Annotated in this window: 19 protein-coding genes and 2 pseudogenes; 12 read left to right on the top strand and 9 right to left on the bottom strand. The window is 71.5% G+C overall.

What is annotated here, in order from left to right; genetic code table 11:
- Positions 1-47 precede the first annotated feature (47 nt).
- Positions 48-437 (top strand): annotated as a pseudogene (locus ACIQCZ_RS26040) (transposase); the annotation flags it as partial.
- 122 nt (positions 438-559) lie between these two features.
- On the opposite strand, the gene ACIQCZ_RS26035 reads toward ACIQCZ_RS26040, so the two are convergent.
- Together ACIQCZ_RS26035 and ACIQCZ_RS26030 are read right to left on the bottom strand one after the other, a co-directional pair.
- The gene (locus ACIQCZ_RS26035) at positions 560-1,084 is read right to left on the bottom strand and encodes a hypothetical protein (protein ID WP_402285262.1); all 525 of its coding nucleotides are present in this window, start codon (positions 1,082-1,084) and stop codon (positions 560-562) included.
- 570 nt (positions 1,085-1,654) lie between these two features.
- Positions 1,655-2,356: an FCD domain-containing protein gene (locus ACIQCZ_RS26030; protein WP_351084230.1), complete on the bottom strand. Its 702-nt coding sequence runs from the start codon at positions 2,354-2,356 to the stop codon at positions 1,655-1,657.
- Between the two features lie 145 nt (positions 2,357-2,501).
- Here ACIQCZ_RS26030 and ACIQCZ_RS26025 point away from each other — a divergent pair, with 145 nt between their 5' ends.
- Both ACIQCZ_RS26025 and ACIQCZ_RS26020 read left to right on the top strand, forming a co-directional pair.
- Positions 2,502-3,011 (top strand): gluconokinase, encoded by a 510-nt coding sequence (locus tag ACIQCZ_RS26025; RefSeq protein WP_351084232.1) that lies wholly within the window; start codon positions 2,502-2,504, stop codon positions 3,009-3,011.
- Between the two features lie 11 nt (positions 3,012-3,022).
- A complete protein-coding gene (locus tag ACIQCZ_RS26020; protein ID WP_402285260.1) occupies positions 3,023-4,420 on the top strand; it encodes a gluconate:H+ symporter in 1,398 nt (465 codons plus the stop codon).
- 228 nt (positions 4,421-4,648) lie between these two features.
- Here the strand turns inward: ACIQCZ_RS26020 and ACIQCZ_RS26015 are convergent.
- Positions 4,649-4,750 (bottom strand): annotated as a pseudogene (locus ACIQCZ_RS26015) (formate dehydrogenase); the annotation flags it as partial.
- A gap of 139 nt (positions 4,751-4,889) precedes the next feature.
- On the opposite strand from ACIQCZ_RS26015, the gene ACIQCZ_RS26010 reads away from it, so the two are divergent.
- Complete coding sequence (locus tag ACIQCZ_RS26010) at positions 4,890-5,339, top strand: ASCH domain-containing protein (RefSeq protein ID WP_351084236.1); 450 nt, start codon at positions 4,890-4,892, stop codon at positions 5,337-5,339.
- 205 nt (positions 5,340-5,544) lie between these two features.
- Here ACIQCZ_RS26010 and ACIQCZ_RS26005 read toward each other — a convergent pair whose 3' ends face one another.
- Positions 5,545-7,287 (bottom strand): acyl-CoA dehydrogenase, encoded by a 1,743-nt coding sequence (locus ACIQCZ_RS26005; protein WP_402285643.1) that lies wholly within the window; start codon positions 7,285-7,287, stop codon positions 5,545-5,547.
- A gap of 277 nt (positions 7,288-7,564) precedes the next feature.
- Positions 7,565-9,220, bottom strand: coding sequence for an FAD-binding dehydrogenase (locus ACIQCZ_RS26000; RefSeq protein WP_402285258.1), 1,656 nt, complete (start codon positions 9,218-9,220; stop codon positions 7,565-7,567).
- A 204-nt stretch (positions 9,221-9,424) separates the two neighbouring features.
- Here ACIQCZ_RS26000 and ACIQCZ_RS25995 point away from each other — a divergent pair, with 204 nt between their 5' ends.
- From ACIQCZ_RS25995 to ACIQCZ_RS25970, 6 genes are all read left to right on the top strand, one after another.
- Positions 9,425-10,318: a DMT family transporter gene (locus tag ACIQCZ_RS25995; RefSeq protein WP_402285257.1), complete on the top strand. Its 894-nt coding sequence runs from the start codon at positions 9,425-9,427 to the stop codon at positions 10,316-10,318.
- A 70-nt stretch (positions 10,319-10,388) separates the two neighbouring features.
- Entirely contained in the window at positions 10,389-11,018 is a 630-nt protein-coding gene (locus tag ACIQCZ_RS25990; protein ID WP_402285255.1) for a TetR/AcrR family transcriptional regulator, read from the top strand.
- A gap of 29 nt (positions 11,019-11,047) precedes the next feature.
- Positions 11,048-11,821: a glucose 1-dehydrogenase gene (locus ACIQCZ_RS25985; RefSeq protein ID WP_402285253.1), complete on the top strand. Its 774-nt coding sequence runs from the start codon at positions 11,048-11,050 to the stop codon at positions 11,819-11,821.
- 63 nt (positions 11,822-11,884) lie between these two features.
- A complete protein-coding gene (locus tag ACIQCZ_RS25980) occupies positions 11,885-12,406 on the top strand; it encodes an NUDIX hydrolase (protein WP_402285252.1) in 522 nt (173 codons plus the stop codon).
- A gap of 56 nt (positions 12,407-12,462) precedes the next feature.
- Positions 12,463-12,858 (top strand): YidH family protein, encoded by a 396-nt coding sequence (locus tag ACIQCZ_RS25975; protein ID WP_402285250.1) that lies wholly within the window; start codon positions 12,463-12,465, stop codon positions 12,856-12,858.
- Positions 12,855-13,166 carry a DUF202 domain-containing protein gene (locus ACIQCZ_RS25970; protein WP_402285248.1) on the top strand — a complete coding sequence of 104 codons (312 nt, stop codon included), beginning with the start codon at positions 12,855-12,857 and terminating at the stop codon, positions 13,164-13,166. The genes ACIQCZ_RS25975 and ACIQCZ_RS25970 overlap by 4 nt, the downstream gene beginning before the upstream one ends.
- A gap of 27 nt (positions 13,167-13,193) precedes the next feature.
- Here ACIQCZ_RS25970 and ACIQCZ_RS25965 read toward each other — a convergent pair whose 3' ends face one another.
- A complete protein-coding gene (locus tag ACIQCZ_RS25965; RefSeq protein WP_402285246.1) occupies positions 13,194-14,138 on the bottom strand; it encodes an NADP-dependent oxidoreductase in 945 nt (314 codons plus the stop codon).
- Positions 14,139-14,206: 68 nt separating this feature from the next.
- Positions 14,207-15,496 carry a glucarate dehydratase family protein gene (locus ACIQCZ_RS25960; RefSeq protein WP_402285244.1) on the bottom strand — a complete coding sequence of 430 codons (1,290 nt, stop codon included), beginning with the start codon at positions 15,494-15,496 and terminating at the stop codon, positions 14,207-14,209.
- Between the two features lie 152 nt (positions 15,497-15,648).
- Here ACIQCZ_RS25960 and ACIQCZ_RS25955 point away from each other — a divergent pair, with 152 nt between their 5' ends.
- Complete coding sequence (locus ACIQCZ_RS25955; RefSeq protein ID WP_402285242.1) at positions 15,649-16,671, top strand: phosphotransferase family protein; 1,023 nt, start codon at positions 15,649-15,651, stop codon at positions 16,669-16,671.
- An 8-nt stretch (positions 16,672-16,679) separates the two neighbouring features.
- A complete protein-coding gene (locus tag ACIQCZ_RS25950; protein ID WP_402285240.1) occupies positions 16,680-17,906 on the top strand; it encodes an acyl-CoA dehydrogenase family protein in 1,227 nt (408 codons plus the stop codon).
- Positions 17,907-17,990: 84 nt separating this feature from the next.
- Here the strand turns inward: ACIQCZ_RS25950 and ACIQCZ_RS25945 are convergent, their stop codons facing one another.
- Together ACIQCZ_RS25945 and ACIQCZ_RS25940 are read right to left on the bottom strand one after the other, a co-directional pair.
- On the bottom strand, positions 17,991-22,646 hold the full coding sequence (locus ACIQCZ_RS25945; protein WP_402285238.1) for a HEAT repeat domain-containing protein: 4,656 nt from the start codon (positions 22,644-22,646) through the stop codon (positions 17,991-17,993).
- 57 nt (positions 22,647-22,703) lie between these two features.
- Positions 22,704-22,868 (bottom strand): hypothetical protein, encoded by a 165-nt coding sequence (locus ACIQCZ_RS25940; protein ID WP_376208660.1) that lies wholly within the window; start codon positions 22,866-22,868, stop codon positions 22,704-22,706.
- Positions 22,869-22,896: the final 28 nt, after the last annotated feature.

The following is a 22,896-nucleotide window of genomic DNA, read 5'->3' as shown; positions in this document are numbered from 1 at the left end:
GGTCGACGTTGCGTTTGGGGAGGGTGTCGGTGTCGTTGCACGCCAGGATGGTCGACGGGGTTCCTGAGGAGACGGCCCGGGTAGCGCGGGCTGCGTTCCCGAAGGGCAGCCTGGCGATGCGAATCCGTGACGAACTGGGCGAGCTGTTCTCGGACGCGGACTTCGCCGACCTGTATCCGAGCAGGGGGAAGCCGGCGTGGTCGCCGGGCCGGCTGGCGCTGGTGTCGGTCATGCAGTTCGCCGAGGGTCTGTCCGACCGGCAGGCTGCGGACGCGGTCCGCGGACGGCTGGACTGGAAGTATTTGTTGGGGCTGGAGCTGGCCGATCCGGGCTTCGATTACTCGGTGCTCACCGAGTTCAGGGACCGGCTGATCTCGGGAGACGCCGGGATCAAGCTCCTGGACCAGGTCTTACAGGCCGCCGCGAAGCACGGTTTGCGCGCAGGGTCTGCACCCGCTGAGGCCGCCGAGTAGAACTCGACGGGCCGGAATCGAGACCAGCGGGCCGGATTCGCCAACCGTGTCGTAGTGTCGGCGGGGGTGCGGTGGTTGGAGGTGGGTCAGCCGACCCGAGCGGTGGGCTGCTTCCCGTCCAGCACCGCCCGCACCCGCTCCGTCATGACGCGCGCCCACTCCTCGGCCGTCGGCCGACCGTCAGGAACACCATTGATGGCCACTTCCACCGGCCCTACGCGCATGATGATGTGCGTGAAGCGCTCGGTGGTGAACACTATCGAGGAGTCTCCGATGCTGGCACTCTTGGGGTTGTAGCAGTCGTACATCTTCCGGTAAAGCGTCAGGTTCTCCTCGACCAGGGTGACAGCCTCGGCTTTGGGCGCGGGCCCATCATCGTAGGTGTCCGGTGACCGCGGCACGGATAGGCGCAAGTCGATCCCCTCGCCCCCGTTGCCGGGGCTATCGACCACGACGCTCCCGTAGCCGTGCCGCTCGGCGGACTCCTGAGCCGTCGCGGAGCACGGCAGATACTTGGCGAATTCCTCAGACGTATCGCCGTCACGCCAGCCGACCGAATTCGATCCGGAGAGCTTCCACCCCACGGGCAGCTCCGCAGTGGTGGGCAGCATGCGGCGAAGATCGTCGTCGCTGGGCGCATCGCTTGCAGCAGGGGCGGGCTGCTCCGACGTCTGCTTGTGTGACGCGTGCCGGGACGGCCCAGGCGATGCACTGTCGTCGCCTGAACAGGAAGTGATGGCTGTCGTGAGAAGGACAGACAGAACTAACCCAGAAACTCCGCGGGTACGGGCCCGCTTACTCAACACCATTTCCCCCAACTCCCCTGCAACCTGACAGCATGACTATCTGCGATCACTGGTGGACGAAACCGTATCCACCCCACTGCCGGGAGGGAAGGACAAGACGGGTCACCGAACGCCAATCGGTGAACCGGCGAGCGTGCGAAGCCCCCCGCGACGTCACGCGTCTCCCGGACTCGCCAACAGTGTCGTTCTTCCGGCGGGGGCGGTCGTGTGTCCCGGACCTCCTGGACCCGCCCGGCCGTACGCTGCGCACCCGGCGTCCCGCGGGCGACCGGCGGCCGACCCGCGCTCCCCCGGTCCGAGGCTGCGCGGCGCGGCTGCGGCACCCGCGCACGGAGGCTCCATGGAGGGGAATCCCCCGGGCTCGCGGTACGGGCCTCAGGGCGCGAGTACGTCCAGCTCGTGCAGGGCGCCCACCGCGATCTCCTTCGTCAGCCGCTCCGCCGCCACCGCGTCGCCCTCGCGCACCGCTTCGGCGAGCCGTACGTGGAGCGTGACCGCGGCCGGGTCCGGGTCCTCGAACATCACCTGATGGTGGGTTCGTCCCGCCAGGACCTCGGCGACGACGTCGCCGAGTCGGGCGAACATCTCGTTGCCGGAGGCGTTGAGCACGATCCGGTGGAACGCGATGTCGTGCTCCAGATAGCCCTCCAGCTGCTGGCCGCGCGAGGTGGCGACCATGCCGAGCGCGCACTCGGTGAGGGCCGCGCACTGCTCCGGGGTCGCGTTACGGGCGGCGAGCCCGGCCGCGACCGGTTCGATCGCCGAACGCAGCACGGTCAGGGAGCGCAGTTGGCGCGGCCGGTCGGCGCCGGCCAGCCGCCACCGGATGACCTGCGGGTCGTAGACGTTCCACGCCTCGGTCGGACGCACGGTCACGCCGACACGGCGCCGGGACTCGACCAGGTGCATGGATTCCAGGACGCGGACCACTTCGCGTACGACCGTGCGCGAGACGTCGAAGCGCTGGGCCAGCTCGTCGGTGCGCAGTACCTGTCCCGGCCGGTGCTCCCCCGCGGCGATCTCCAGGCCCAGGGTGTCCAGCACATGTGTATGCAGCCCAGGGCCCTGTGTGGTCATGGGCACCAGCCTACGGGGCCCCCTTCGGGAACAAAAAGTACGACGTTTATGTCACAGCATCTTGAATAAGTCGTACGTATGGGTTTCAGTAGCGCGACGGACCGATGTCGAGGAAGACGTCGAAGAGGACAGCGAGGCACCACCAATGAGCACCCCCCACGTCGTCGTGGTGATGGGCGTCGCAGGGACCGGCAAGACCACGATCGGCCCCCTGCTCGCCGCCGAACTCGGCGTTCCGTACGCCGAGGGCGACGACTTCCATCCCGCGGCGAACATCGCCAAGATGTCGGCCGGCACGCCGCTGGACGACTCCGACCGGTGGCCCTGGCTCGATGCGATCGGCCAGTGGGCGCACGGACGGGCGGGGCTCGGCGGAGTGGTGAGCAGCTCGGCGCTCAAGCGCGCCTACCGGGACCGGCTGCGGGCCGAGGCGCCCGGCGCCGTCTTCCTCCACCTGACCGGCGACCGGGCTCTGATCGAGGCGCGCATGGCGGAGCGCAAGGGCCATTTCATGCCCACCGCGCTGCTCGACTCGCAGTTCGCCACCCTGCAGCCGCTGCAGGAGGACGAGGCCGGCGTCTCGGTCGATGTGTCCGGCACCCCCGAAGAAATCACCCAGCGAGCCGTCGCCGCGTTGCGCCGGCTCGATAACTAAGGATCACCACCGTGACCAGTCTCAGCGTCGAGATGCTGGCAGCGGACGCCGTCGAACCCATCACTTCGGCAGGCAACGCGCAGTTGGGCATCGCAGTCCTGGCGGGCATCGCCGTCATCGTTCTGCTCATCACCAAGTTCAAGATGCACGCGTTCCTCGCGCTGACCATCGGCTCGCTGGCGCTCGGCTCCTTCGCCGGCGCCGCACCGGCCAAGACGATCGCCAGCTTCACCGCCGGCCTCGGCTCGACCGTCGCGGGCGTCGGTGTCCTCATCGCGCTCGGTGCCATTCTCGGCAAACTGCTCGCCGACTCCGGCGGCGCGGACCAGATCGTCGACACCATTCTGGCGAAGGCGAGCGGGCGGGCCATGCCGTGGGCGATGGTCCTGATCGCTTCGATCATCGGCCTGCCGCTGTTCTTCGAGGTCGGGATCGTGCTGCTGATCCCGGTGGTGCTGCTGGTCGCCAAGCGCGGCAACTACTCGCTGATGCGGATCGGCATCCCCGCGCTGGCCGGTCTCTCCGTGATGCACGGGCTGATCCCGCCGCACCCCGGCCCGCTGGTGGCGATCGACGCCCTCGGTGCCAACCTCGGTGTCACGCTGGCGCTGGGTGTGCTGGTGGCCATCCCGACCGTGATCATCGCGGGCCCGGTCTTCTCCCGCTACGCCGCCCGCTGGGTGGACATCAAGGCGCCGGAGAAGATGATCCCGCAGCGCCCCTCGGAGGAGCTGGACCATCGTCCCGGCTTCGGCGCCACCCTGGCGACGATTCTGCTGCCCGTCGTGCTGATGCTGGTCAAGGCCCTGGTCGACATCATCGTGGACGACCCGGAGAACCACGTCCAGCGGATCACCGATGTGATCGGCTCGCCGCTGATCGCGCTGCTCGCGGCCGTCATAGTCGGCATGTTCACGCTGGGCCGGGCGGCCGGTTTCTCCAAGGGCCGGCTCTCCACCACCGTCGAGAAGTCCCTCGCCCCGATCGCGGGCGTGCTGCTCATCGTGGGTGCGGGCGGCGGTTTCAAGCAGACGCTCATCGACGCCGGCGTGGGCCAGATGATCCTGGACTTCTCCAAGGACTGGTCGATCCCGGCGCTGCTGCTGGGCTGGCTGATCGCCGTCGCGATCCGGCTCGCGACCGGCTCGGCGACGGTGGCGACCATCTCGGCAGCCGGTCTGGTCGCCCCGCTGGCCGCGGACATGTCGACGTCCCACGCCGCCCTGCTGGTCCTCGCCGTCGGCGCGGGCTCGCTCTTCTTCAGCCATGTCAACGACGCCGGATTCTGGCTGGTGAAGGAGTACTTCGGAATGAACGTCGGTCAGACGATCAAGACCTGGTCGGTGATGGAGACCATCATCTCCGTGGTCTCGCTGGCCTTCATCCTGCTGCTCTCGCTGGTCCTCTAGGGCGTGTTTCGAACGTAGCGTCGTCCGCCCGCAGGGCGGGCCGGGCGGCGCCCGGTGCGTGCGATCGCAAGGCGGAGAGCCGCCCCGATACCGGTCGTATCGGGGCGAGCCCGACAACGCAGCGAGCGTGCGTGCCGGACGCCGCCCGGCAGGCGGGACTTTCGAAACACGCCCTGGGCTGTGACCGGCTGCCCGCACGGTCCTCCCCCCACAGCACGTACGGGACCGTGCCCGATGGCGCTCGACCGACCCGGTACGCATGCCACGGCGTGCCTCCGGGTCGGCGAGCGCCTTCGCCATGTGCCCGGCCGGCACGATCCCGATCGCGAGGCCGTTACCGCGTGGCGCCGGGCCGCGGGCGCCTGCCCGTGCCCGATGCCAACTCCGCCCGTCCACCACACAGTTGACGACCCCCGATCGGGGGCGCGTCCCGGCGCCGTGCCCGGTCGAACATGTCAGACTTGGCGCCATGTCGAACCGTGAACCTCTCAAGCCTTTTCTGCTCACCTTCCCCGGGCCGCTGCGCGACCGGTTGGTGGGGGCAGTGCTCGCCGGTGAGAAGGTGTCGACGACCGGGTTGCTCGCGGAGTACGAGGCGGAGAAGGAGGAGCTGCCCCCGGTGGGTGAGCGGTCCGCGCTGATCGACTCGGACGGCCGGGAGATCGCGGTGCTGGAGGTGACGGAGGTGCGGGTGCTGCGCCTCGGGGACATCGATCTTCAGCATGCGATCGACGAGGGCGAGGGCGACACCTCGGTGGCCCAGTGGCGTGCGGGGCACGAGAAGTTCTGGCACAGCCAGGAGATGCGGGAGGCGCTCGGCGACCCGGAGTTCACGGTCGACGACGACACCATGGTCGTCGCCGAACGGTTCCGGGTCGTCGAACTGCTCGATCCCGTCGTGGGCGCGGCGGAACGGTAGGCGGGACCCGGTCGGGCCCTACGGCCGCGGGACGGGGATCGCGTGGCAGGTCAGGGGTGGGGGCGACGGTGCCGGGACGGCCGGTACGGGCGAAGGCGGCACCGACGGTCGGCGAGGGACGGGTCGCACCCACCCCGGGGTGGGGGCGACCCGTCCCTCGCCGACCGTGTCGAATCGGCCCTCCGCCGACCGGTCCAGAAGGCTCTCACAGGGACAGCGGACTGCCTTCGAGGCCTTCAGGACGGTTGATCGGGTGGTCGAGGAGAACCTCGTCCACAACGGCGAACCCGTTCGTGAGGGTCACGGCCTGGGGTGCGAGCTCCGCGACGACACTCTCGGCCGCGTCGGGGAGCTGCCTCACCTGATCACTGGTCAGGTGCCCCTCCGCGAGCAGGTCTCCACTGTGGGCCGCGACGCGCCGCAGGGCGAACAGACGGTGAAGCAAGCGCAGTTGCCGCTGCGCCTCGGGATGAGCAGCCTCGGTGGCGGCATCCAGCAGGGCTTGTGCGGCCTGGCGGTGTGCGTAGGCGTCGACCAGTTCCAGCGCCGGTGTGACGGTGGTGTTCCATCGGTTGAGCGGGTCGCCGGCCTTTCCGCTGCGCAGACGGGTACGCGCACGCTGATGCCAGATGCGTTCGATGTCCGCCAAGAGGTCCTGGAGGAAGACCGGATCGTCGAGCTCGCGGTCCTCGGGCGCCGCATCATGGGACGCCTTCGGAGTGAAGTGCCCGAGGAGCATCTCGCCGGCCGCCTTGACCCAGATGACAAGGTTGTCGCCCTCTGCCGTGATGGTTCCCTCGTTGGCTGCCAGCTGGCCCGCGATTCCGTTGGCCAGGAAGAGCCCCTGCGCACCGCAGCGTTCGCGGCACTCGGTCATGACGGCGCGGGCCCGCCAGGTGATCCAGCCCTTGGCTATGGCCGCGAACCGCTCACCGTTCTCCCGCTCCGATTCCGTCGCCTGCGCCCACTGCCGTACCGCGGCGCGGTGCAGGAGCGTCGCGGCGTAGGTGGTGGCGATGGCGTCGAGGAGTGGGGTGTGGTGGCTGCGGTGGGCGAACAGCGGAACGCTGCCACGGGCCGACACGCCGGAAGTCTGCCTCGTGTGGGCGTGCCGTACGGCCACGGCGAGCGCGTGGCGCGTGACACCGAGGCTGTAACCACTCATACAGAGCTTGCCGGTGGTGACACGGCCGATGGAACGCAGGAAGCGCTTGCGGGGGCTGCCGATCGAACTGGTGAAGACGCCTTCCGGTGTGAGAGCTCCGTGGTCGGACTGCAGAAGCGCTTCCTGCGGCAGCCGGACATGGTCGAAGGACGTGACGCAGTGGTCGACGGGGGCAGTCGCCGTCTGCGGCAGCCTGCGTATCTCGACTCCTGGCATCGGGAGCCCGGCATCGTCGCTGAGCGGAGTGAGGAACAGGAAGACGCCCTGGTCCTTCTCGTCCACGATGAGGCGGGCGGCGACGACAGCGGTTTTGGGACCGCCGGTGGAGCTGGTGTTCGGCATGAACTTGCGGGCGGCCGCATGGGGGGTGTTCAGCACGAACTCGCCGGTGGTCCGTTCGTACGTGGCGGTGGTCTCCAGTTGCGCGGCGCTGTTGCCGTGCCCCGCCTCCGTGCACAGGAACGTTCCCGTGCGCCGCAGCTCGGCGAACTCCCGCAGATCACGGTCCGGGCCCGCCGTGTGATCGAGGAGGCTGCCGAGGAAGAGGTTGTAGTGGATGCTCGCCACTGTTCCGAGTCCCGCGTCCACCGGGCCGACCCACTCGTGGAGTGCCGCGAGTCGTTCCACGTCGACCACGAAGTCCTCGGGGCTGTCGAGTGCGTCGTTGATCAGGTGTAAACGCTCGTAGGACAGCGCGGCGCGTTCGTCGGGCGACAGCCCTTCCCTGAACCGGAACGGCTCAGTGCTGAACAGCTTGCGCCAGGGCTCGTGGAATTGCTCCATCTGTTCGCCGAACAGCGCCCGTTTCAGCGCCGCAGCGGTTGAAGCTGCCAGGTCGGAGGAGAGCGAGTTCTTGATCACGCTTCGGAACGCTAGCTCATACGTTCGGTCATCACGGCGTGATGATCAACACGATTGAGATCATTCGGATGACGGTATCTGCTCACTTCGAGGTCCCTTCAACCCTGCTCGGGCCAGGGAATGCGCGAGGCCCCCACCCGGCCGATGCCCAGTGAGCCGGGAGGGGCCCGGAAGCCGTCGCTCCAAGGGCGCGCGTGCCCTACCCCACCGCCTGCGCGGCCGCCCGGCCCGCCGCGCGGCCGGAGAATATGCAGCCACCGAGGAAGGTCCCCTCGAGCGAGCGGTAGCCGTGCATCCCACCGCCGCCGAATCCGGCCGCCTCCCCCGCCGCGTACACGCCGGACAAGGGCGTGCCGTCCTCGGTGAGCACCCGGGAGGACAGATCCGTCTCCAGCCCGCCGAGCGACTTGCGGGTCAGGATGTTGAGCCGTACGGCGATCAGCGGACCGGCCTCGGGGTCCAGGATGCGGTGCGGCCGCGCCGTACGGATCAGCCTGTCGCCGAGATAGGTGCGGGCCCCGCGGATCGCGGTGATCTGGAGGTCCTTGGTGAAGGGGTTGGCGATCTCGCGGTCGCGCGCGGTGATCTCGCGACGCAGTCCGGCCTCGTCGATCAGCGGTTCGTCGGTGAGCGCGTTCATCCCGCGGACCAGCGCGCCGAGGTCCTTCTCGACGACGAAGTCCACCCCGTTGTCCATGAACGCCCGCACCGGGGCCGGTACGTCCGCGCGGGCCCGGCCGATCACGTCGCGGACCGACTTCCCGGTCAGGTCGGGATTCTGCTCGGAGCCGGAGAGCGCGAACTCCTTGCCGATGATCTTCCGGTCGAGGACGAACCAGGTGTATTCGTGGCCGGACCTCATGATGTGTTCGAGGGTGCCGAGGGTGTCGAAGCCCGGGAAGAGCGGGACCGGCAGCCGTTTGCCGTGGGCGTCCAGCCAGAGCGAGGACGGCCCCGGCAGGATCCGGATGCCGTGCCTGGCCCAGATCGGGTTCCAGTTCTCGATGCCTTCGGTGTAGTGCCACATCCGGTCGCGGTTGATGTGGTGGGCGCCGGCCTCCTCGGCGATGCCGAGCATGAGTCCGTCGACATGGGCGGGGACGCCGGAGAGCATCTTCGCGGGCGGGGTGCCGAGCCGGCCGGGCCACTGCTTGCGCACGAGGTCGTGGTTGCCGCCGATGCCGCCGGAGGTGACGATCACCGCCTGGGCCCTCAGCTCGAAGGTGCCGGCCGTCACCCGGCTGGACGCGGTGCCCCGGGCGGCCGCGCTCGGCTCCAGGATCTCCCCGGTCACCGTGTCGACGGAGCCCGCTGTGCGTGCGAGCCCGGTGACCCGGTGGCGAAACCTCAGCCGGACGAGCCCCTTGGCCACGCCCTCGCGGACCCGTCGCTCGAAGGGAGCGACGACGCCGGGCCCGGTGCCCCAGGTGATGTGGAAGCGGGGCACGGAGTTGCCGTGCCCGTTCGCGTCGTAGCCGCCGCGCTCCGCCCAGCCGACGACGGGGAAGAGCCGCAGCCCCTGGGCGTACAGCCAGGAACGCTTCTCACCGGCGGCGAAGTCGACGTACGCCTCGGCCCACTTCCGTGGCCAGCGGTCCTCCTCACGGTCGAAGCCCGCCGTGCCGAGCCAGTCCTGGAGTGCCAGCTCATGACTGTCCTTGACGCGCAGCCGGCGCTGCTCGGGCGAGTCGACGAGGAAGAGGCCGCCGAAGGACCAGTGCGCCTGGCCTCCGATCGACTGTTCGGGCTCCTGGTCGAGCAGGATCACCGACCGGCCCGCGTCGACCAGCTCGGCGGTGGCCACCAGCCCCGCGAGCCCTGCCCCGACAACGATCACATCAGCGTCGTACGCCATGGGTTCCATCCTTTTCGGGGCGATCCGGTCACGGCCACGATGGCGGTCCGGCTCGGACGCCGGAAGTTACTCGTGCGTCAGATCCTCTGCACCGACCGCTGCGGCGTCAACCGCCCGGTCGGCGGCACTCCGGCCGCACCCCTGGGGCGCAAGCGCTATCGTCGAAACAAATCACCCGCCTCCGGCCTGACTTGAGGTAGAAGCGTGTCGGTGCTGGTCTTCGTGCTCGCCGTGAGTGCCGCCTGCTGTCTGGGGTTCGGTTTCGTCCTTCAGCAGGCCGCCGCTTCGCACGCCCCGAGGAGCGACTACCTCTCGCCCCGGCTGCTGCTCGACCTGATGCGGGTGCCGAGCTGGCTGGCCGGGATCGGGCTGATGGTCTGCGGCATGGTGCTGGGCGCCCTGGCTCTCGGCAAGGGCGAGGTGTCGGTCGTCGAACCCCTGCTCGCCACCAACCTGCTCTTCGCGATGGCCCTGTCACGCCATCGCACCGGGCAGCGGCTCGGCCGCCAGGGCTGGTCCGGGCTCTGGCTGCTGGCCGGCGGGGTCACCGCGTTCCTGCTGGCGGGCGAGCCCAGGGGCGGCGAGGCGGTGACCGATCCGCTGCGGCACTGGCTGGCGATCGGCGCGGTGGTGGGCGCGGCCCTGCTGCTCACCACCTTCGCCAAGCGTTCGCAGTCCGGGGCCGCCCCGGCGCTGCTCGCGGTGGCGGCCGGACTGCTGTACGGACTCCAGGACGCCCTCACCCGGCTCAGCGGCCAGCGCCTGTCCGCGGGCGGCTGGATGGAACTGGTGACGTCGTGGCAGCCGTACGGCGTGGTGGTGCTGGGGGTGACGGGGCTGCTGCTGGTGCAGAGCGCGTTCGAGACGGGCCCGCTGCGGGTCTCGTTGCCCCCGTTGACCGCGTCCCAGCCATTGGCGGGGATCGCCTGCGGGGTCGGCTTCCTCGGCGACCAGTTGCGCACCGACGCCGGCGCGCTGGCCTGGCAGGCCTCCGGCCTCGCGGCGATCGTCGTCGGGATCGTCCTGCTGGGACTGCATCCGGCGATGCCGGAGGGGCCCGTGGGCGGACGCCGGGAGAAGAGCCTCCAGCCGAACTGAGCGGCGTCTGTCCGGTCACAAGGGGGCGAACGCCCTGGTTATTAATAATGGCCAGCATTAGAGTGGCCCCATGGCGAGAACGTCAGGGACAGAGACCAGGGACAAGCTGATCCGCGCGGCCGAGGAGGTCTTCGCCGCGCAGGGCACGGACGGCGCCCAGCTGCGGGACATCGTCCGGCTCGCGGGGCAGAGCAACCCCTCCGCGGTCCAGTACCACTTCGGCTCCCGGGCCGGGCTGCTCGACGCGGTGATGGAGGGGCGGCAGGCCCGTACCGAACGGGTGATCGCACCGCTGCTCGACGAACTGGCCGCGGACTGCGGCGTACGGGAACTGCTCACCGCGCTGGTGACGGCCGAGGCGAGCCTGCTCGCCGACGACCGGGGCCGCCGCTGTCTGCGGATCTCGGCCCAGCTCAGCCACGAGACCGGGCTGCGCACCGGCCGGCTGCACCCCGCCCTGGACGGCACCGCCTACGGGCGGCTCATCGGACGCGTCGGGGACTGCCTCGGCGCTCTGCCCGGACCCGTGCGTCTGGAGCGCCTGGATCTGGCGCTCACCCTGATCGGCGCGGCGCTGGCCGACCGCGCCCGCCAGGGCCTGGACGGCACCCGGTCGCTGACCGCCGAGGAGTTCTTCCTCGCCGATCTCGTCGAGACCACCACCGCGTTCCTGCACGCGCCCGTACCGGGCGACGCGTGAATCACCCGCACCACACGAAGGACAGTGTCATGACCGACCAGAACAAGCTCAGCGACAAGACCGTCGTCATCACCGGCGGCGCCCGGGGCCTCGGCGCCGAGGCCGCCCGTCTCGCCGTGGCGCGCGGCGCCAATGTCGTGATCACCGATGTGCTCGACGAAGAGGGAGCCGCCACCGCGGCCGAGCTCGGGGCGCGGGCCCGCTTCCTCCACCACGACGTGACCTCCGAGACGGACTGGCAGCGCGTCGCCGAGTTCGCCGTCGCCGAGTTCGGGCGGATCGACGGCCTGGTCAACAACGCCGGTGTATCGACCGGTCAGCCGCTGGAGACCGAGACGGTCGAGCACTTCCGCAAGGTCATCGACATCAACCTGACGGCCGTCTTCATCGGCATGAAGACGGTGATCCCGGTGATGAAGGAGAACGGCGGCGGTTCGATCGTCAACATCTCCTCGGCCGCCGGGCTGATGGGCCTCGCCCTGACCTCCAGCTACGGTGCCTCGAAGTGGGGTGTCCGCGGTCTGTCGAAGGTCGGCGCGGTGGAGCTGGGCACGGCGAAGATACGGGTGAACTCCGTGCACCCGGGCATGGTCTACACGCCGATGACCGCGTCCGTCGGCATTCAGCAGGGCGACGGCAATTACCCGAACACCCCGATGGGCCGCGTCGGTGAGGCCACGGAGATCGCGGAGGCGGTCGCCTTCCTGCTCTCGGACGCCGCCTCGTACATCACCGGTGCCGAGCTGGCCGTGGACGGCGGCTGGACCACGGGACCGACCGTGAAGTACGTCATGGGTCAGTGATCACCACCGGTGGTCCGATGTTGGATGGGGGGCATGACTCCTTCCGACATGACTCCTTCCGACATGTCTCCTTCTGACGAGATCCTGGACATCGTCGACGAGAACGACGTGGTCGTGGGGCAGGCCCCGCGTGGCGAGGCAACCGCGCGGGGCCTTCGCCATCGCTGCGTCTTCATCGAGGTCCGTGACCCCGAGGGCCGACTGTTCGTGCACCGCAGGACCCCCACCAAACTGGTCTTCCCGTCCCACTACGACATGTTCGTCGGCGGGGTGGTCGGGGCGGGCGAGTCGTACGACGAAGCGGCGCTGCGGGAGGCCGAGGAGGAGCTGGGCGTCTCCGGCCTCCCGCGCCCCGAGCCACTGTTCGAGTTCCTCTACGAGAGCGCGGAGCACTCCTGGTGGAGCCACGTCTACCAGGTGCGGTGCGCGCTGCCGGTGAACCCGCAGGCGGAGGAGGTCGCCTGGCACACCTTCCTCACCGACGCGGAGCTCGCGGCCCGGCTCGGCGACTGGGAGTGGGTGCCGGACGGGCTGGAGACGTACCACCGGCTGCGCGCCTTCCGGGCGGGCGGAGCAGCCTCCTGAGGCCGGCCGCCCGCTGGTCCGCTCTCCGCCGTGGGGGAGGCCGTTAGGGTTCACACGTGAGCGATTTCGTACAGAGCCTGCGCCTGTGGTTCGCACCGGAGCGCGTCCGCGAAGAGGGCGACACCCCCGACTACCGGTTCTCGCTCGCCAACGAGCGCACCTTCCTCGCCTGGATCCGTACGGCACTCGCGCTGATCGGCGGTGGTTTCGCGGTCGACCAGTTCCTTCCGGAGCTGGCGTGGGGCATACGGACGGGGCTGGCGCTGGCGCTGCTGGCGGCCGGTGTGCTGTGCGCGCTGCGGGCGGTCAATCACTGGGTGCGGTGCGAGCGGGCGATGCGACGGGGGGAGGATCTGCCGGTCTCCCGGTTCCCGTCGCTGCTGGGTCTCGCGGTCGCCGTCGTCGCCGTGGCGATGGTGGTGGTGGTCCTCTTCGGCTGGGAGGGCCGGTGACGGACGGCGGGCGCGATCCCGGGCTGCAGCCCGAGCGGACCAGGCTGGCGTGGCGGCGTACGACGCTGTCCTGCACGGTGGTCGCGCTGCTGGCGGTCCGGCAGGCGCTGCGCGGCGGCGCGACACCGGTCGGGATCCTCGCCGTGTCGCTGAGCACGCTGGCCTGGCTGGGCTTCCTGATCGTGGCGCACCGGCGGGTGCTGGGGATGGGGACCGCACGGCCGCGGCCGCTCCCGGCGCCCGGCGCCCTGACCGCGGCGGCGTGCACGGTCGCGCTCGCGGTGTTCGCCGCGGCCACGCTGTTCTGAGTTCCGGGGCCCGGCACACCGCGGTGGTCAGACCTCCGGCGTCTCCCAGGGGACGGTGACGACGATCTTTCCCCGGGTGCGCCCCTGCTCGTTCAGCCGGTGGGCGTCCGCCGCCCGTTCCAGCGGGAAGACCCGGTCCACATGGACCGTGACGACACCCTGCTCGGCCAGTTCGGCCAGGTGGGCGAGATCCTTGGCGTCCGGGCGTACGAAGGCGTAGCGGCCGCCGTAGGAGAGGACCTCGGCGTCCGTGATGGAGGCCAGCCGGCCGCCGGGCCTCAGCACTTCGGCGCTGACGCGGAGCGCCTCCCCGCCGACGGTGTCGAACGCCGCGTCGACACCGTCCGGGGCCAGTGCCCGCAGCCGGTCGGCGAGGCCGTCCCCGTAGGCGACCGGCTCCCCGCCGAGCGCCCGGACATGGTCGTGGTTGGGTTCGCTCGCGGTGCCGATCACACGGGCGCCCGCGTGGCGGGCGAGCTGGACGGCGAGCGAGCCCACGCCGCCCGCCGCCGCATGGACGAGCACGGTCTCGCCGTCCCGGATCCTCAGGGTGCGGTGGAGCACCTGGTACGCGGTGAGGCCGGCCAGCGGCAGGCCCGCCGCCTCCTCGAAGCTCAGGCTCAGCGGCTTGCGGGCGAGGGTGCGCACGGGTGCGGCGACGTACTCGGCGAACGTACCGCGGCAGAGGAAGTCCTCCCGCACATAGCCGATCACCTCGTCGCCGACCGCGAACTCGTCGACGGCGATGCCGGGCTGCACCACGACACCGGACACGTCCCAGCCCGGAATCACCGGGAACACGGCGTCCAGACCGGAGTCGAGGTGGCCCTCGCGGGCCTTCCAGTCGACCGGGTTGACCGCCGCGGCCCGCACCTTCACCAGGACGGTGTCGGGACCGACCTTGGGGTCGGGCCGTTCCCCGTACTCCAGGACGTCGGCCCCGCCGTAGCTGCTGTAGCTGATCGCCTTCATGTATCGACCCTCGACGCGGGCCGGGGGACCCGCAACTCAGGCCGTGGGCGCCCCGGGGAACCGCTCCGTCACCAGCGCGGGACCGAGGGGGCGCGCCGGCCGGGCTCGGCCTTGCGCATCGCGGCCTCGTCGTCGCGCTCGCGCATCGTGCCGTCGTCGTCGAGCCAGCGCCGGTGCAGCACGGCCAGGCGATCGCGGTCGAGCTCCACGCCGAGTCCGGGCGCGTCGGAGACGGTGAGCCGGCCGTCCCGGAAGACGTGGCGGGTGGTGATGACGTCCTCCGTCTGCCAGGGGTAGTGGCTGTCGCAGGCGTAGTCGAGATTGGGGACGGTGGCCGCTACATGGGTCATCGCGGCGAGGCTGACGCCGAGGTGGGTGTTGGAGTGCATGGAGAGTCCGACGCCGAAGGTGCGGCAGATCCCGGCCAGTTCGCGGGTGCGGTGCAGCCCGCCCCAGTAGTGGTGGTCGGAGAGGACCACCTGGACGGCGCCACGGGCGAAGGCCTCCGGGACCTCGGCGAGGGTCGTCACGCACATGTTGGTGGCGAGGGGTACGTCGGTGGCGGCGGCGACCTCGGCCATCAGGTCCGTGCCGCTCGCCGGATCCTCCAGGTACTCGAGTACGTCCTTCAGCCGCTCGGCGACGTACAGCGAGGTGGCGACCGACCAGGCGCCGTTGGGGTCCAGGCGCAGCGGCCGGCCGGGGAACTCCTCGGCCAGCGCGCGGATCGCGGCGATCTCCCGGTCGGGTTCGAAGACGCCGCCCTTGAGCTTGAAGGAGGTGAAGCCGTGCTTGCGGGCGAAGCGCCGGGCCTGGGTGACGACTCCGGCCGGGTCGACGGCGGCGCCCCAGTCGTCCGGTTCGCCGCCCTCGGGGTGAGCGGCCCAGCGGTAGAAGAGGTACGCGCTGTACTCGACGTCGTCGCGGAGCTTGCCGCCGAGCAGGGCGTGCACGGGCAGGCCGAGGGACCTGCCCAGCGCGTCCAGGCAGGCGACCTCGAAGCCGGAGACGACGGAGAGCCGGAGCTTGTCGGCGCTCTGGACGCCGCGCAGACCCCCGGCGTCGACACGCTCGTCGGCCGCGCGTGAATCACCGCACACCGCCTCGGCCAGTGCGAACAGGCCGTTCACATCACTGACCGGGCGTCCGACGAGGGCGGTGGCGAGCGGCCGGGCGAGTTCGAGGTACTTGCCGTCCCCGTACGTCTCGCCGACACCGGTCACTCCCCCGCGAGTGACGACTTCCACGATGAGCCGCGGGGTGTACGGCTGGTGCACGCCCTGGGTGTTGAGCAGGGGCGGGTCGGCTATCAGGATCGGAGTCAGCCGGACGTCTTCGATCAAGAGCTCTGGTTTCATACGTGAACCATATTCAGGGATACGACTCCACACCAGACTCCGGGCCACGCCGGACCGGAGTCCGCCCACCGGATCCGGGCAGTTCGCTGGACGACATACCGACTGGTCGGCATCATGAGCACCGACCGTCTTTCACCCCGGAGGTGCGCACGATGAGCCCAGTCCACCCGCCAGGTCTCGACCTCGACCGACTGCGCGGACATCTCGACCGCGAGCGGCCGGGTCTGGTGCACGGACCGCTCGAAGCCCGGCTCATCGAGGGCGGCCGGTCGAACCTGACGTACGTCGTCACGGACGGTGCCGGCCGCTGGGTCGTCCGCAGGCCGCCGCTGGGTCATGTGCTGGCCACCGCGCACGACATGAAGCGCGAGCACCGGGTCATCAGCGCCCTGCACCCGACGGCCGTTCCGGTGCCCGAACCGGTACTGCTCTGCGAGGACGACTCGGTGACCGGGTCGCCCTTCTACGTCATGGAGTACGTCGAGGGCACCCCCTATCGCACGGCCGAGCAGCTCGCCCCGCTGGGCGCCGAACGCACCCGCAAGGCCGTCCTCGGCCTCGTCGACACCCTGGTCGAACTGCACGCCGTCGACCCCGGGGCCGTCGGGCTCGGCGACTTCGGCCGCCCCGAGGGCTTCCTCGACCGGCAGCTGCGCCGCTGGGGCAAGCAGCTGGACGCCTCCCGCAACCGCGAACTGCCCGGCATCGACGCACTGCACGCCGCGCTCGGCCGTGAGCTGCCCGGCTCCCCCGCACCCACCGTCGTACACGGCGACTACCGCCTGGACAACGTCCTGATCGGCTCCGACGACCGGATCAAGGCCGTCCTCGACTGGGAGATGTCGACGCTCGGCGACCCGCTGACCGATCTCGGCCTGCTGGTGATGTACAGCTCCGACCTCGGCCTGGAGAAGTCCCCGGTCTCCACCACCAGCGGCGCGGCCGGCCACCCCGCTCCCGCCGAACTGATCGAGCGCTATGCCGCGCGCTCCGGCCGGGACACCTCCGCCGTCTCCTGGTACACGGCGTTCGCCTGGTTCAAGCTCGCCGTGATCCTGGAGGGCATCCACTACCGCTACACCCTGGGCCGGACCGTCGGCACCGGCTTCGACCGCATCGGCGACCTCGTCCCCGTCTTCATCGAGCACGGCCTCACGACCCTCCAGGAAGGCTGATCACCGCCATGGACTTCGCTTTCGACGCCCGTACCGAGGAGCTGCGCGCCAAGCTGCTCACCTTCATGGACGAGCATGTCCACCCGGCCGAGAGGATCGCGGACGAACAACGCGCACAGCTGGCCTCCCCGTGGGACACCCCGCGGATCGTCGAGGACCTCAAGGCCGAGGCGCGACGGCAGGGGCTGTGGAACCTCTTCCTCCCCGACGCCGGGTACGGTGCCGGGCTGACCAATCTCCAGTACGCCCCGCTCGCCGAAATCACCGGCCGTTCCCCGCAGTTGGCCCCGACCGCACTCAACTGCGCGGCCCCGGACACCGGAAACATGGAGGTGCTCTTCCAGTTCGGCACCGAAGAGCAGAAGAAGCAGTGGCTGGAGCCGCTGCTCGCCGGGGAGATCCGCTCGGCGTTCGCGATGACGGAGCCCGAGGTGGCCTCGTCGGACGCGACGAACATCGAGACCCGGATCGTGCGGGACGGCGAGGACTACGTCATCAACGGCCGCAAGTGGTACATCTCCGGGGCAATGAACCCGGACTGCCGGATCTTCATCGTGATGGGCAAGACAGCGACCGCCGATGACCCCGGCGGCGCCGACGTCCGCCGCCGGCAGTCGATGATCCTGGTCCCGCGCGACACACCCGGCCTCGAAGTGCGGCGCGCCATGCGGGTGTACGGCTACGAGGACCACTACCACGGCGGTCACGCCGAGGTCGTCCTCACGGACGTACGGGTGCCCGCCGCGAACCTGATCGGCGAGGAGGGCGGCGGTTTCGCCATCGCCCAGGCGCGGTTGGGGCCGGGCCGCATCCACCACTGCATGCGGCTGATCGGCATGGCCGAACGGGCGATCGAGCTGATGTGCAGGCGGGCGGTGTCCCGTACGGCCTTCGGCAAGCCGCTCGCCCAGCAGGGCGTCGTACAGAACTGGATCGCGGACGCGCGGGTCACGGTCGAGCAGTTGCGGCTGCTCGTCCTGAAGACGGCGTGGCTGATGGACACGGTGGGCAACCGGGGCACACACACGGAGATCCAATCCATCAAGATCGCCACCCCACGTGCCGTGGTCGACATCCTCGACCGGGCCGTGCAGCTGCACGGCGCGGGGGGCGTCAGCCAGGACTTCCCGCTGGCCGAACTCTGGGCGGCGGCACGGACGCTGCGGCTGGCGGACGGACCGGACGAGGTCCACCAGCGGTCCCTGGCACGGCGCGAGATCAAGCGGTACATGTAGGCGGTGGCCCGGCGCGGGGTGTGCGGGGGCCCGCCCGGTTGCCGCCCGGCCCTCGGCGCCGGGCCCCTTCGTGACCGATCGTCCTCAATCCCCGCGCGGGCTCCGGTCGTTGCCGGGTCGCCTCGCGTCGCCCCCGGACGCGTCCGGGGTGCTGCCGTACGGGTCCGATCGTCCGATCCGGTCGAGGACGTCGGTGTAGAGGGAGCGTCTGTCGGGGCGGGCGTGGGCGGCGGCCCTGCGGAGGGCCGGGATCGCCGCCTCGCCCATCCCGGCCAGCCCCTCGGCCGCCGTCCTGCGCACGACGGGGTGCGGGTGCGCGAGCAGTGCCGTCACGGCGGGGATCGCGGGCTCCCAGCCGGCGTGGCAGAGAGTGCGGATCGCCGCGCGCGTCACGTCCGGACGGGGGTCGTCCAGCAGCAGCATCGTGTGACCCAGGTGGGTTTGCCGGTCCAGCATCGTCCGTGAGGTGCGGTGGGCGCGCAGACGGACCCCGACCCGCGGATGGGTCAGCAACTCCGCGAGCAGATCGCGCAGTCCGGGATCCTCGTCCGGCGCCGGGCCCGCATGCGCCTCGGCCAGTTCCGTGAGGGCCCGGCCCATCTGTTCCGGAGTACCGGCTCTGGCCAGGTCGAACAGTTCCCGCCGGGACCGGCGGCGCGGGGCTCCGGCGGGCGCGGCAGCGGCACGGGCGCGGAGCGCGGCCGAAGCCGCCTCGTCCCGCGGAAGGGCGTCCGGGCCGCGCAGCGGACCGTCGACGAGCAGGAGCCGGTCCGCGAGTTCATCGCGTCCCTCGGCGCGCAGCCGGCGACAGGTCCGCGTGAGCGCCGGGGTCCGCAGCAGTCCGCGGCCGAGGAGCAGGTCCAGGAAGCCCCAGGCCCCGGCGTCGAGACGGTCGCCGAGTGCCCTGGCGAGCGCGTCGGCGGGGTACGCGCGCAGTGTGTGGCCGATCACGGCTCCGGCGGGGGGCGGAGCCTGTTCCCACCACTCCAGCAGCAGTGGTACGAGCGGTTCCAGTGCCCACGGGTCGAGCTTCGAGGCCACGAGAGCCACCCGGTCGCGCAGGATGTCGTCCCCTCTCAGCTCCGCCTCGCCGACGGCGTCCAGTGCGCGGGCGAGGTCGGCGCCGACGGGTATGCCGACGCGCCCCCGGAGGAACGCGCGAAGCACCGGCAGCCGGGCCTCGGGCTCGGGCCACCGCGCCAGCGCCAGGGCGGCGGTCTCCCTGCGTTCCGGGCGGGTCGACTCCAGCATGTCCAGCAGGCGTTCCCGCAACGCGGCCGAGCGGGGCTGGTCGAGATCGTCGGCATGCACCTGCCGGGGCGGCGGCGTGGGGGTGCGGGCGGTCTCGGCGACGGTCCAGGGCGGTGCGTCGAGGGGCTGGAGCGCCGTCATCCAGTCGAGCAGCTCGCCCCGGACGTCGGGGGCCGCGCCGTGGTGGACCTCGATCAGCGCGTTCAGCCGGTCCCGTGAGCCGACCGTGCCGTCGTCCCGTCGGCGGAACTCCTCCAGTGTGCCGGGGGCCCGCACCGTGGCGTCCAGAGCCGCCCGCCATGCCCGCGCCCGGGCCGACATGCCCGCGGTGGCGGACTCGGGAACGGCGAACGCCTCCCTCAGCACGGCGGTCCCGGCCCGCCGGGGGTCGGCGTCGAGCCGGGCCGACTCCAGTGCCTGGTCGAGGTCGGTGCGGACCAGTACCGCGCCGAGGCCGCGCAGCAGCGTCAGCGTGGACCGGCCGGGCGTCGCGGGTGCGGGGCGCAGGGCCCGTATCGCGGCGACGGCGACCGACCGGCCGGCCGCCGTCAGTTCCGGCGCGACCGCTTCGAGTACCGCGAGCAGGTCGTGCCGGTCCTCGTCCCGGGCGTCCGCGAGCGCGTCGAGCAGGACCGGGGTGGACCGGGCGAACACCGCCAGTTCCCCGGCCGTGCGGGGTGCGGGGCAGGCACGCAGCGCGAACCGCACCGTTCTGTCCCGCACTGCGGGCCGGGAACCGGCCAGGCGGAGCCAGTCGGCGAGCATCGGCCGCAGGTCGTTCAGCCGCTCGGGGCACGGCGGCGCGTCCCGCTCCACGACGCGCAACGCCACCGAGGGGCTCCAACCGCCGTCCACCAGCGCCCTGATGTCACGCTCCGCCGCGGTGTCCGCCACCGGCCGTCGGCCGCCGGGCGATGCGGTGATCCCGTGCCTGGCCAGCGGTACCGCCAGTTCCCTCACCTCTCCGGAGGCCAGACCCACCCGCCCCTCGGCCACCAGGGAGAGCAGGCCGGCCGCCACCGGTGACGCCTGGTCGTCCAGCGCGAGGACCGACCGGGCCGTGAGCACGCCGTCGAGCCCTTCCAGCAGCAGTGCGCGGGTACGGTCGTCCCGGCTGTGCTCGGCGGCGGCGAGGAGTGTCGCCGCGTAGGCGTCGCCGAGGACGGCGCGCAGGGCGGCGACGAGCGCTCCACGCAGCCCCGGGTTGTCGTGGTGCCCGAGCCGGAAGAGCAGTTCGGGCAGCGCCGCCGGCGTGCCCGCGCGGACCAGCGCCTCGGCGGCGGTCTTCTTGATGTTCATGTTCGGACGGCCGAGACAGGCGGCGATCGCGGTGGATGCCCAGTGGGCCCGTGCGTGGCCCAGGGCGAGGAGGGCCTGCCGGACGGTCTGGATGTCCTGGGCGGTGGTGAGCGCGATCAGGCCGGCCGACAACGCCTGTGCGTCCTCGCCGTCGGCGTCGCGGGCGAGCAGGGCGATGACGTGCTTGCGCACATGCCGGTCGCGGTGGCGCAGCAGCCGGTGCACCCGGGCGCGGGTGCCCGCCCAGGGGGCCCGCCCCAGCAGTTCGAGCAGGATCGCCTGTTCGCGGTCGGACAGACCGGGCCGGTCCAGCAGATCCAGAGCCGTGGTCGCGACGAGCGCGTGACCGGCCTCTCGCGCGTCCGCCGTGTCCAGCAGGCAGACGGGCCGGATCGCACCCCTCCCGTGGAGCCGGCGGCCGAGGCCGTGCACGGCGTCCAGGGCCTCCTGCGGCACCACGGGCTCACCGCCCGGCCGTCCGTGTTCCCGATCCGCCGACGCCGCCAGGTCGGTCACGACGCGCAGCAGCAGATCGGCGACGACGGGCAGGGTGCCGGGGCCGGCGTGGGCCGCCAGCCTGCGGAGCGCCGCCAGCGGCTCGTCCGGGTCCGGGCGGAGGCTCAGCAGGGCCAGTTCGCGTTCGTCCGGGCCGCCGAGGCCGGCCGCGATGCGCGCCGGCAGGTCGGCGGGGTCCAGGCGCAGGAGGAGGTCGTGCCGTTGATCCGGGTCCCGGGTCAGCTGCCACAGCAGTTCGAGGGCGCGGTGGCGTACGGCGCGCAGATGGGGCGCGATGACGTCCCGGGACGGGCCCAGGCCCAGTCCTTCTCGCAGGGCCAGTACCGTCCGCTGCCCGCCGATGGCCTCCAGGGCCTCCAGGGCCGCCGCCGGGGCCGAGGGCAGCACAGCGAGCACGGCGTCCTCGGCGTCCGCGTGGCGCAGCTCACGGATCGCTTCGAGGAACGGACCGGGGACGGCGGTCGAGGAGAGCGCACGGGTGATCGCCTCGCCGATCGGGAGCTCGCCCGTGCCCTGCCCGGCCAGAGCCACCAGCAGGGCGAGCCGTCGGGACCGGCCCGGATCGTCGGCGATCGCCTCCGTCAGCAGCCCGAACACCTGCTTCCGGCAGGTGTACAGGATCGTCGCGACCTCACCGGGCGGAATCGAGTGGTCGGACAGGGCCAGGCCGATGACGGCCGCGACGTCCGGACCGCCCACGAAGTGCCCGCGCCGGTGCAGTCCGCGCAGACAGGCCATGGCCGGTCCGCCGAACAACAGCGGGTCGTCCGCGGCGACGGCCACGAGTCCACCGATGTCGTCGCGGTCCGCCAGATCGCCGAGCAGTTCCATGCCCCGTCGGCGCAGTCGCGGCGGAAGGTCCGGATCGGCGACGGCCCGGCGCAGCAGCTCCTTGTGGCCGTGGCGAGCGGCGGCCGTGAGGGCCGCGTCGGCCACCGCGGGGCTCGTCAGGACCGGACCGGCGGCGAGAAAAGCGGTGAGGCGTCCCTGCGGGAGCGGCTCCACCGCCGCCCACGGCTCGGCGAGTTCGCCCAGCGCGTCGGCGACGACCCGGTCGCTGTCGGCGCCGAGCAGGCCGATCAGGCTCTCGCGGACCAGCGCGGGAGCCAGCAGTCCGGCGTGCAGCCCCTGCCGGGCGAGCCGCAGCGCCTCGGCCTGCAGCACCGGATCGCCGCTGTCCGCCAGTTCGCCCACCAGGCGCGCCGGCCGGTGCGCAGCGGTGATGTCCGCCTCCCGCGCCGCCTGGTAGAGGAGTTCGCCCGGGGCTTCGTCACGGATCACCGCAGGTTCGACGAGGAGTTCGGCGCGCAGCCATGCGATCCTCACCCGTACCGGCGGCCCGGCCGTGCGCCAGGTCGGGCGGGGCCGGTCCTTCAGCCGCGGGCCGAGCCGCTCGTGGAGCCCTGCCAGGAGGAGATCCGCCTCCGGCGGCCCCATCAGCGACACCGGGAGCAGAGCGGCGAGTTCGGCCGTCTCCGCGTCGTCGGAGAGTCCCGCGGCGACGCGCTCGGTGAGCAGGACCGCCCCCAGATGACGCACGCCGGGGTCGTCGTGCCGGATCAGCTGTCCGAGCACCGCCGTCGAGCAGTCGTGCGCGTCCAGGATCCGGGACAATCGGCCGATGTCGGCCTTGTGGACGGTGTCGTGGAACTGTTCGTCGGCCGGCGTCTTCACCGTCGGATGCTAACCGGGTCGTTCCCGGCCCCACCAACAAAATTCGCCTCTCCGCCGTCAGTAGCCGCCGAACGGCACGTGATCCGCCAGGGCCAGGTCGCGCGCGAAGGCCCTCACACGCAACAGGCACCGGGCGGCAAGGCGGACAGCCGGTCCGTGGCGCGGGCCGTAGGCCGCCGCCCAGAGCGCGGGGACGTGCGCGGACCGCTGGATGTGAGTCATACAACCAGCTTCGACCCGTTCCGGAGGT

It is taken from the genome of Streptomyces sp. NPDC093149, assembly GCF_044754145.1.
Lineage (GTDB): Bacteria > Actinomycetota > Actinomycetes > Streptomycetales > Streptomycetaceae > Streptomyces.
Note: the sequence above shows the minus strand (reverse complement) of the source record. Positions and strands in the feature narration are given on the sequence as shown.

Excerpts from the sequence above, each read along its gene's own strand:
- ACIQCZ_RS26035 (WP_402285262.1), bottom strand. The coding sequence starts at position 1,084 with ATGCTGCCCACCACTGCGGAGCTGCCCGTGGGGTGGAAGCTCTCCGGA.
- ACIQCZ_RS26030 (WP_351084230.1), bottom strand. The coding sequence starts at position 2,356 with ATGACCACACAGGGCCCTGGGCTGCATACACATGTGCTGGACACCCTG.
- ACIQCZ_RS26025 (WP_351084232.1), top strand. The coding sequence starts at position 2,502 with ATGAGCACCCCCCACGTCGTCGTGGTGATGGGCGTCGCAGGGACCGGC.
- ACIQCZ_RS26010 (WP_351084236.1), top strand. The coding sequence starts at position 4,890 with ATGTCGAACCGTGAACCTCTCAAGCCTTTTCTGCTCACCTTCCCCGGG.
- ACIQCZ_RS26005 (WP_402285643.1), bottom strand. The coding sequence starts at position 7,287 with ATGGAGCAATTCCACGAGCCCTGGCGCAAGCTGTTCAGCACTGAGCCG.
- ACIQCZ_RS26000 (WP_402285258.1), bottom strand. The coding sequence starts at position 9,220 with ATGGCGTACGACGCTGATGTGATCGTTGTCGGGGCAGGGCTCGCGGGG.
- ACIQCZ_RS25990 (WP_402285255.1), top strand. The coding sequence starts at position 10,389 with ATGGCGAGAACGTCAGGGACAGAGACCAGGGACAAGCTGATCCGCGCG.
- ACIQCZ_RS25985 (WP_402285253.1), top strand. The coding sequence starts at position 11,048 with ATGACCGACCAGAACAAGCTCAGCGACAAGACCGTCGTCATCACCGGC.
- ACIQCZ_RS25980 (WP_402285252.1), top strand. The coding sequence starts at position 11,885 with ATGTCTCCTTCTGACGAGATCCTGGACATCGTCGACGAGAACGACGTG.
- ACIQCZ_RS25965 (WP_402285246.1), bottom strand. The coding sequence starts at position 14,138 with ATGAAGGCGATCAGCTACAGCAGCTACGGCGGGGCCGACGTCCTGGAG.
- ACIQCZ_RS25960 (WP_402285244.1), bottom strand. The coding sequence starts at position 15,496 with ATGAAACCAGAGCTCTTGATCGAAGACGTCCGGCTGACTCCGATCCTG.
- ACIQCZ_RS25955 (WP_402285242.1), top strand. The coding sequence starts at position 15,649 with ATGAGCCCAGTCCACCCGCCAGGTCTCGACCTCGACCGACTGCGCGGA.
- ACIQCZ_RS25950 (WP_402285240.1), top strand. The coding sequence starts at position 16,680 with ATGGACTTCGCTTTCGACGCCCGTACCGAGGAGCTGCGCGCCAAGCTG.
- ACIQCZ_RS25940 (WP_376208660.1), bottom strand. The coding sequence starts at position 22,868 with ATGACTCACATCCAGCGGTCCGCGCACGTCCCCGCGCTCTGGGCGGCG.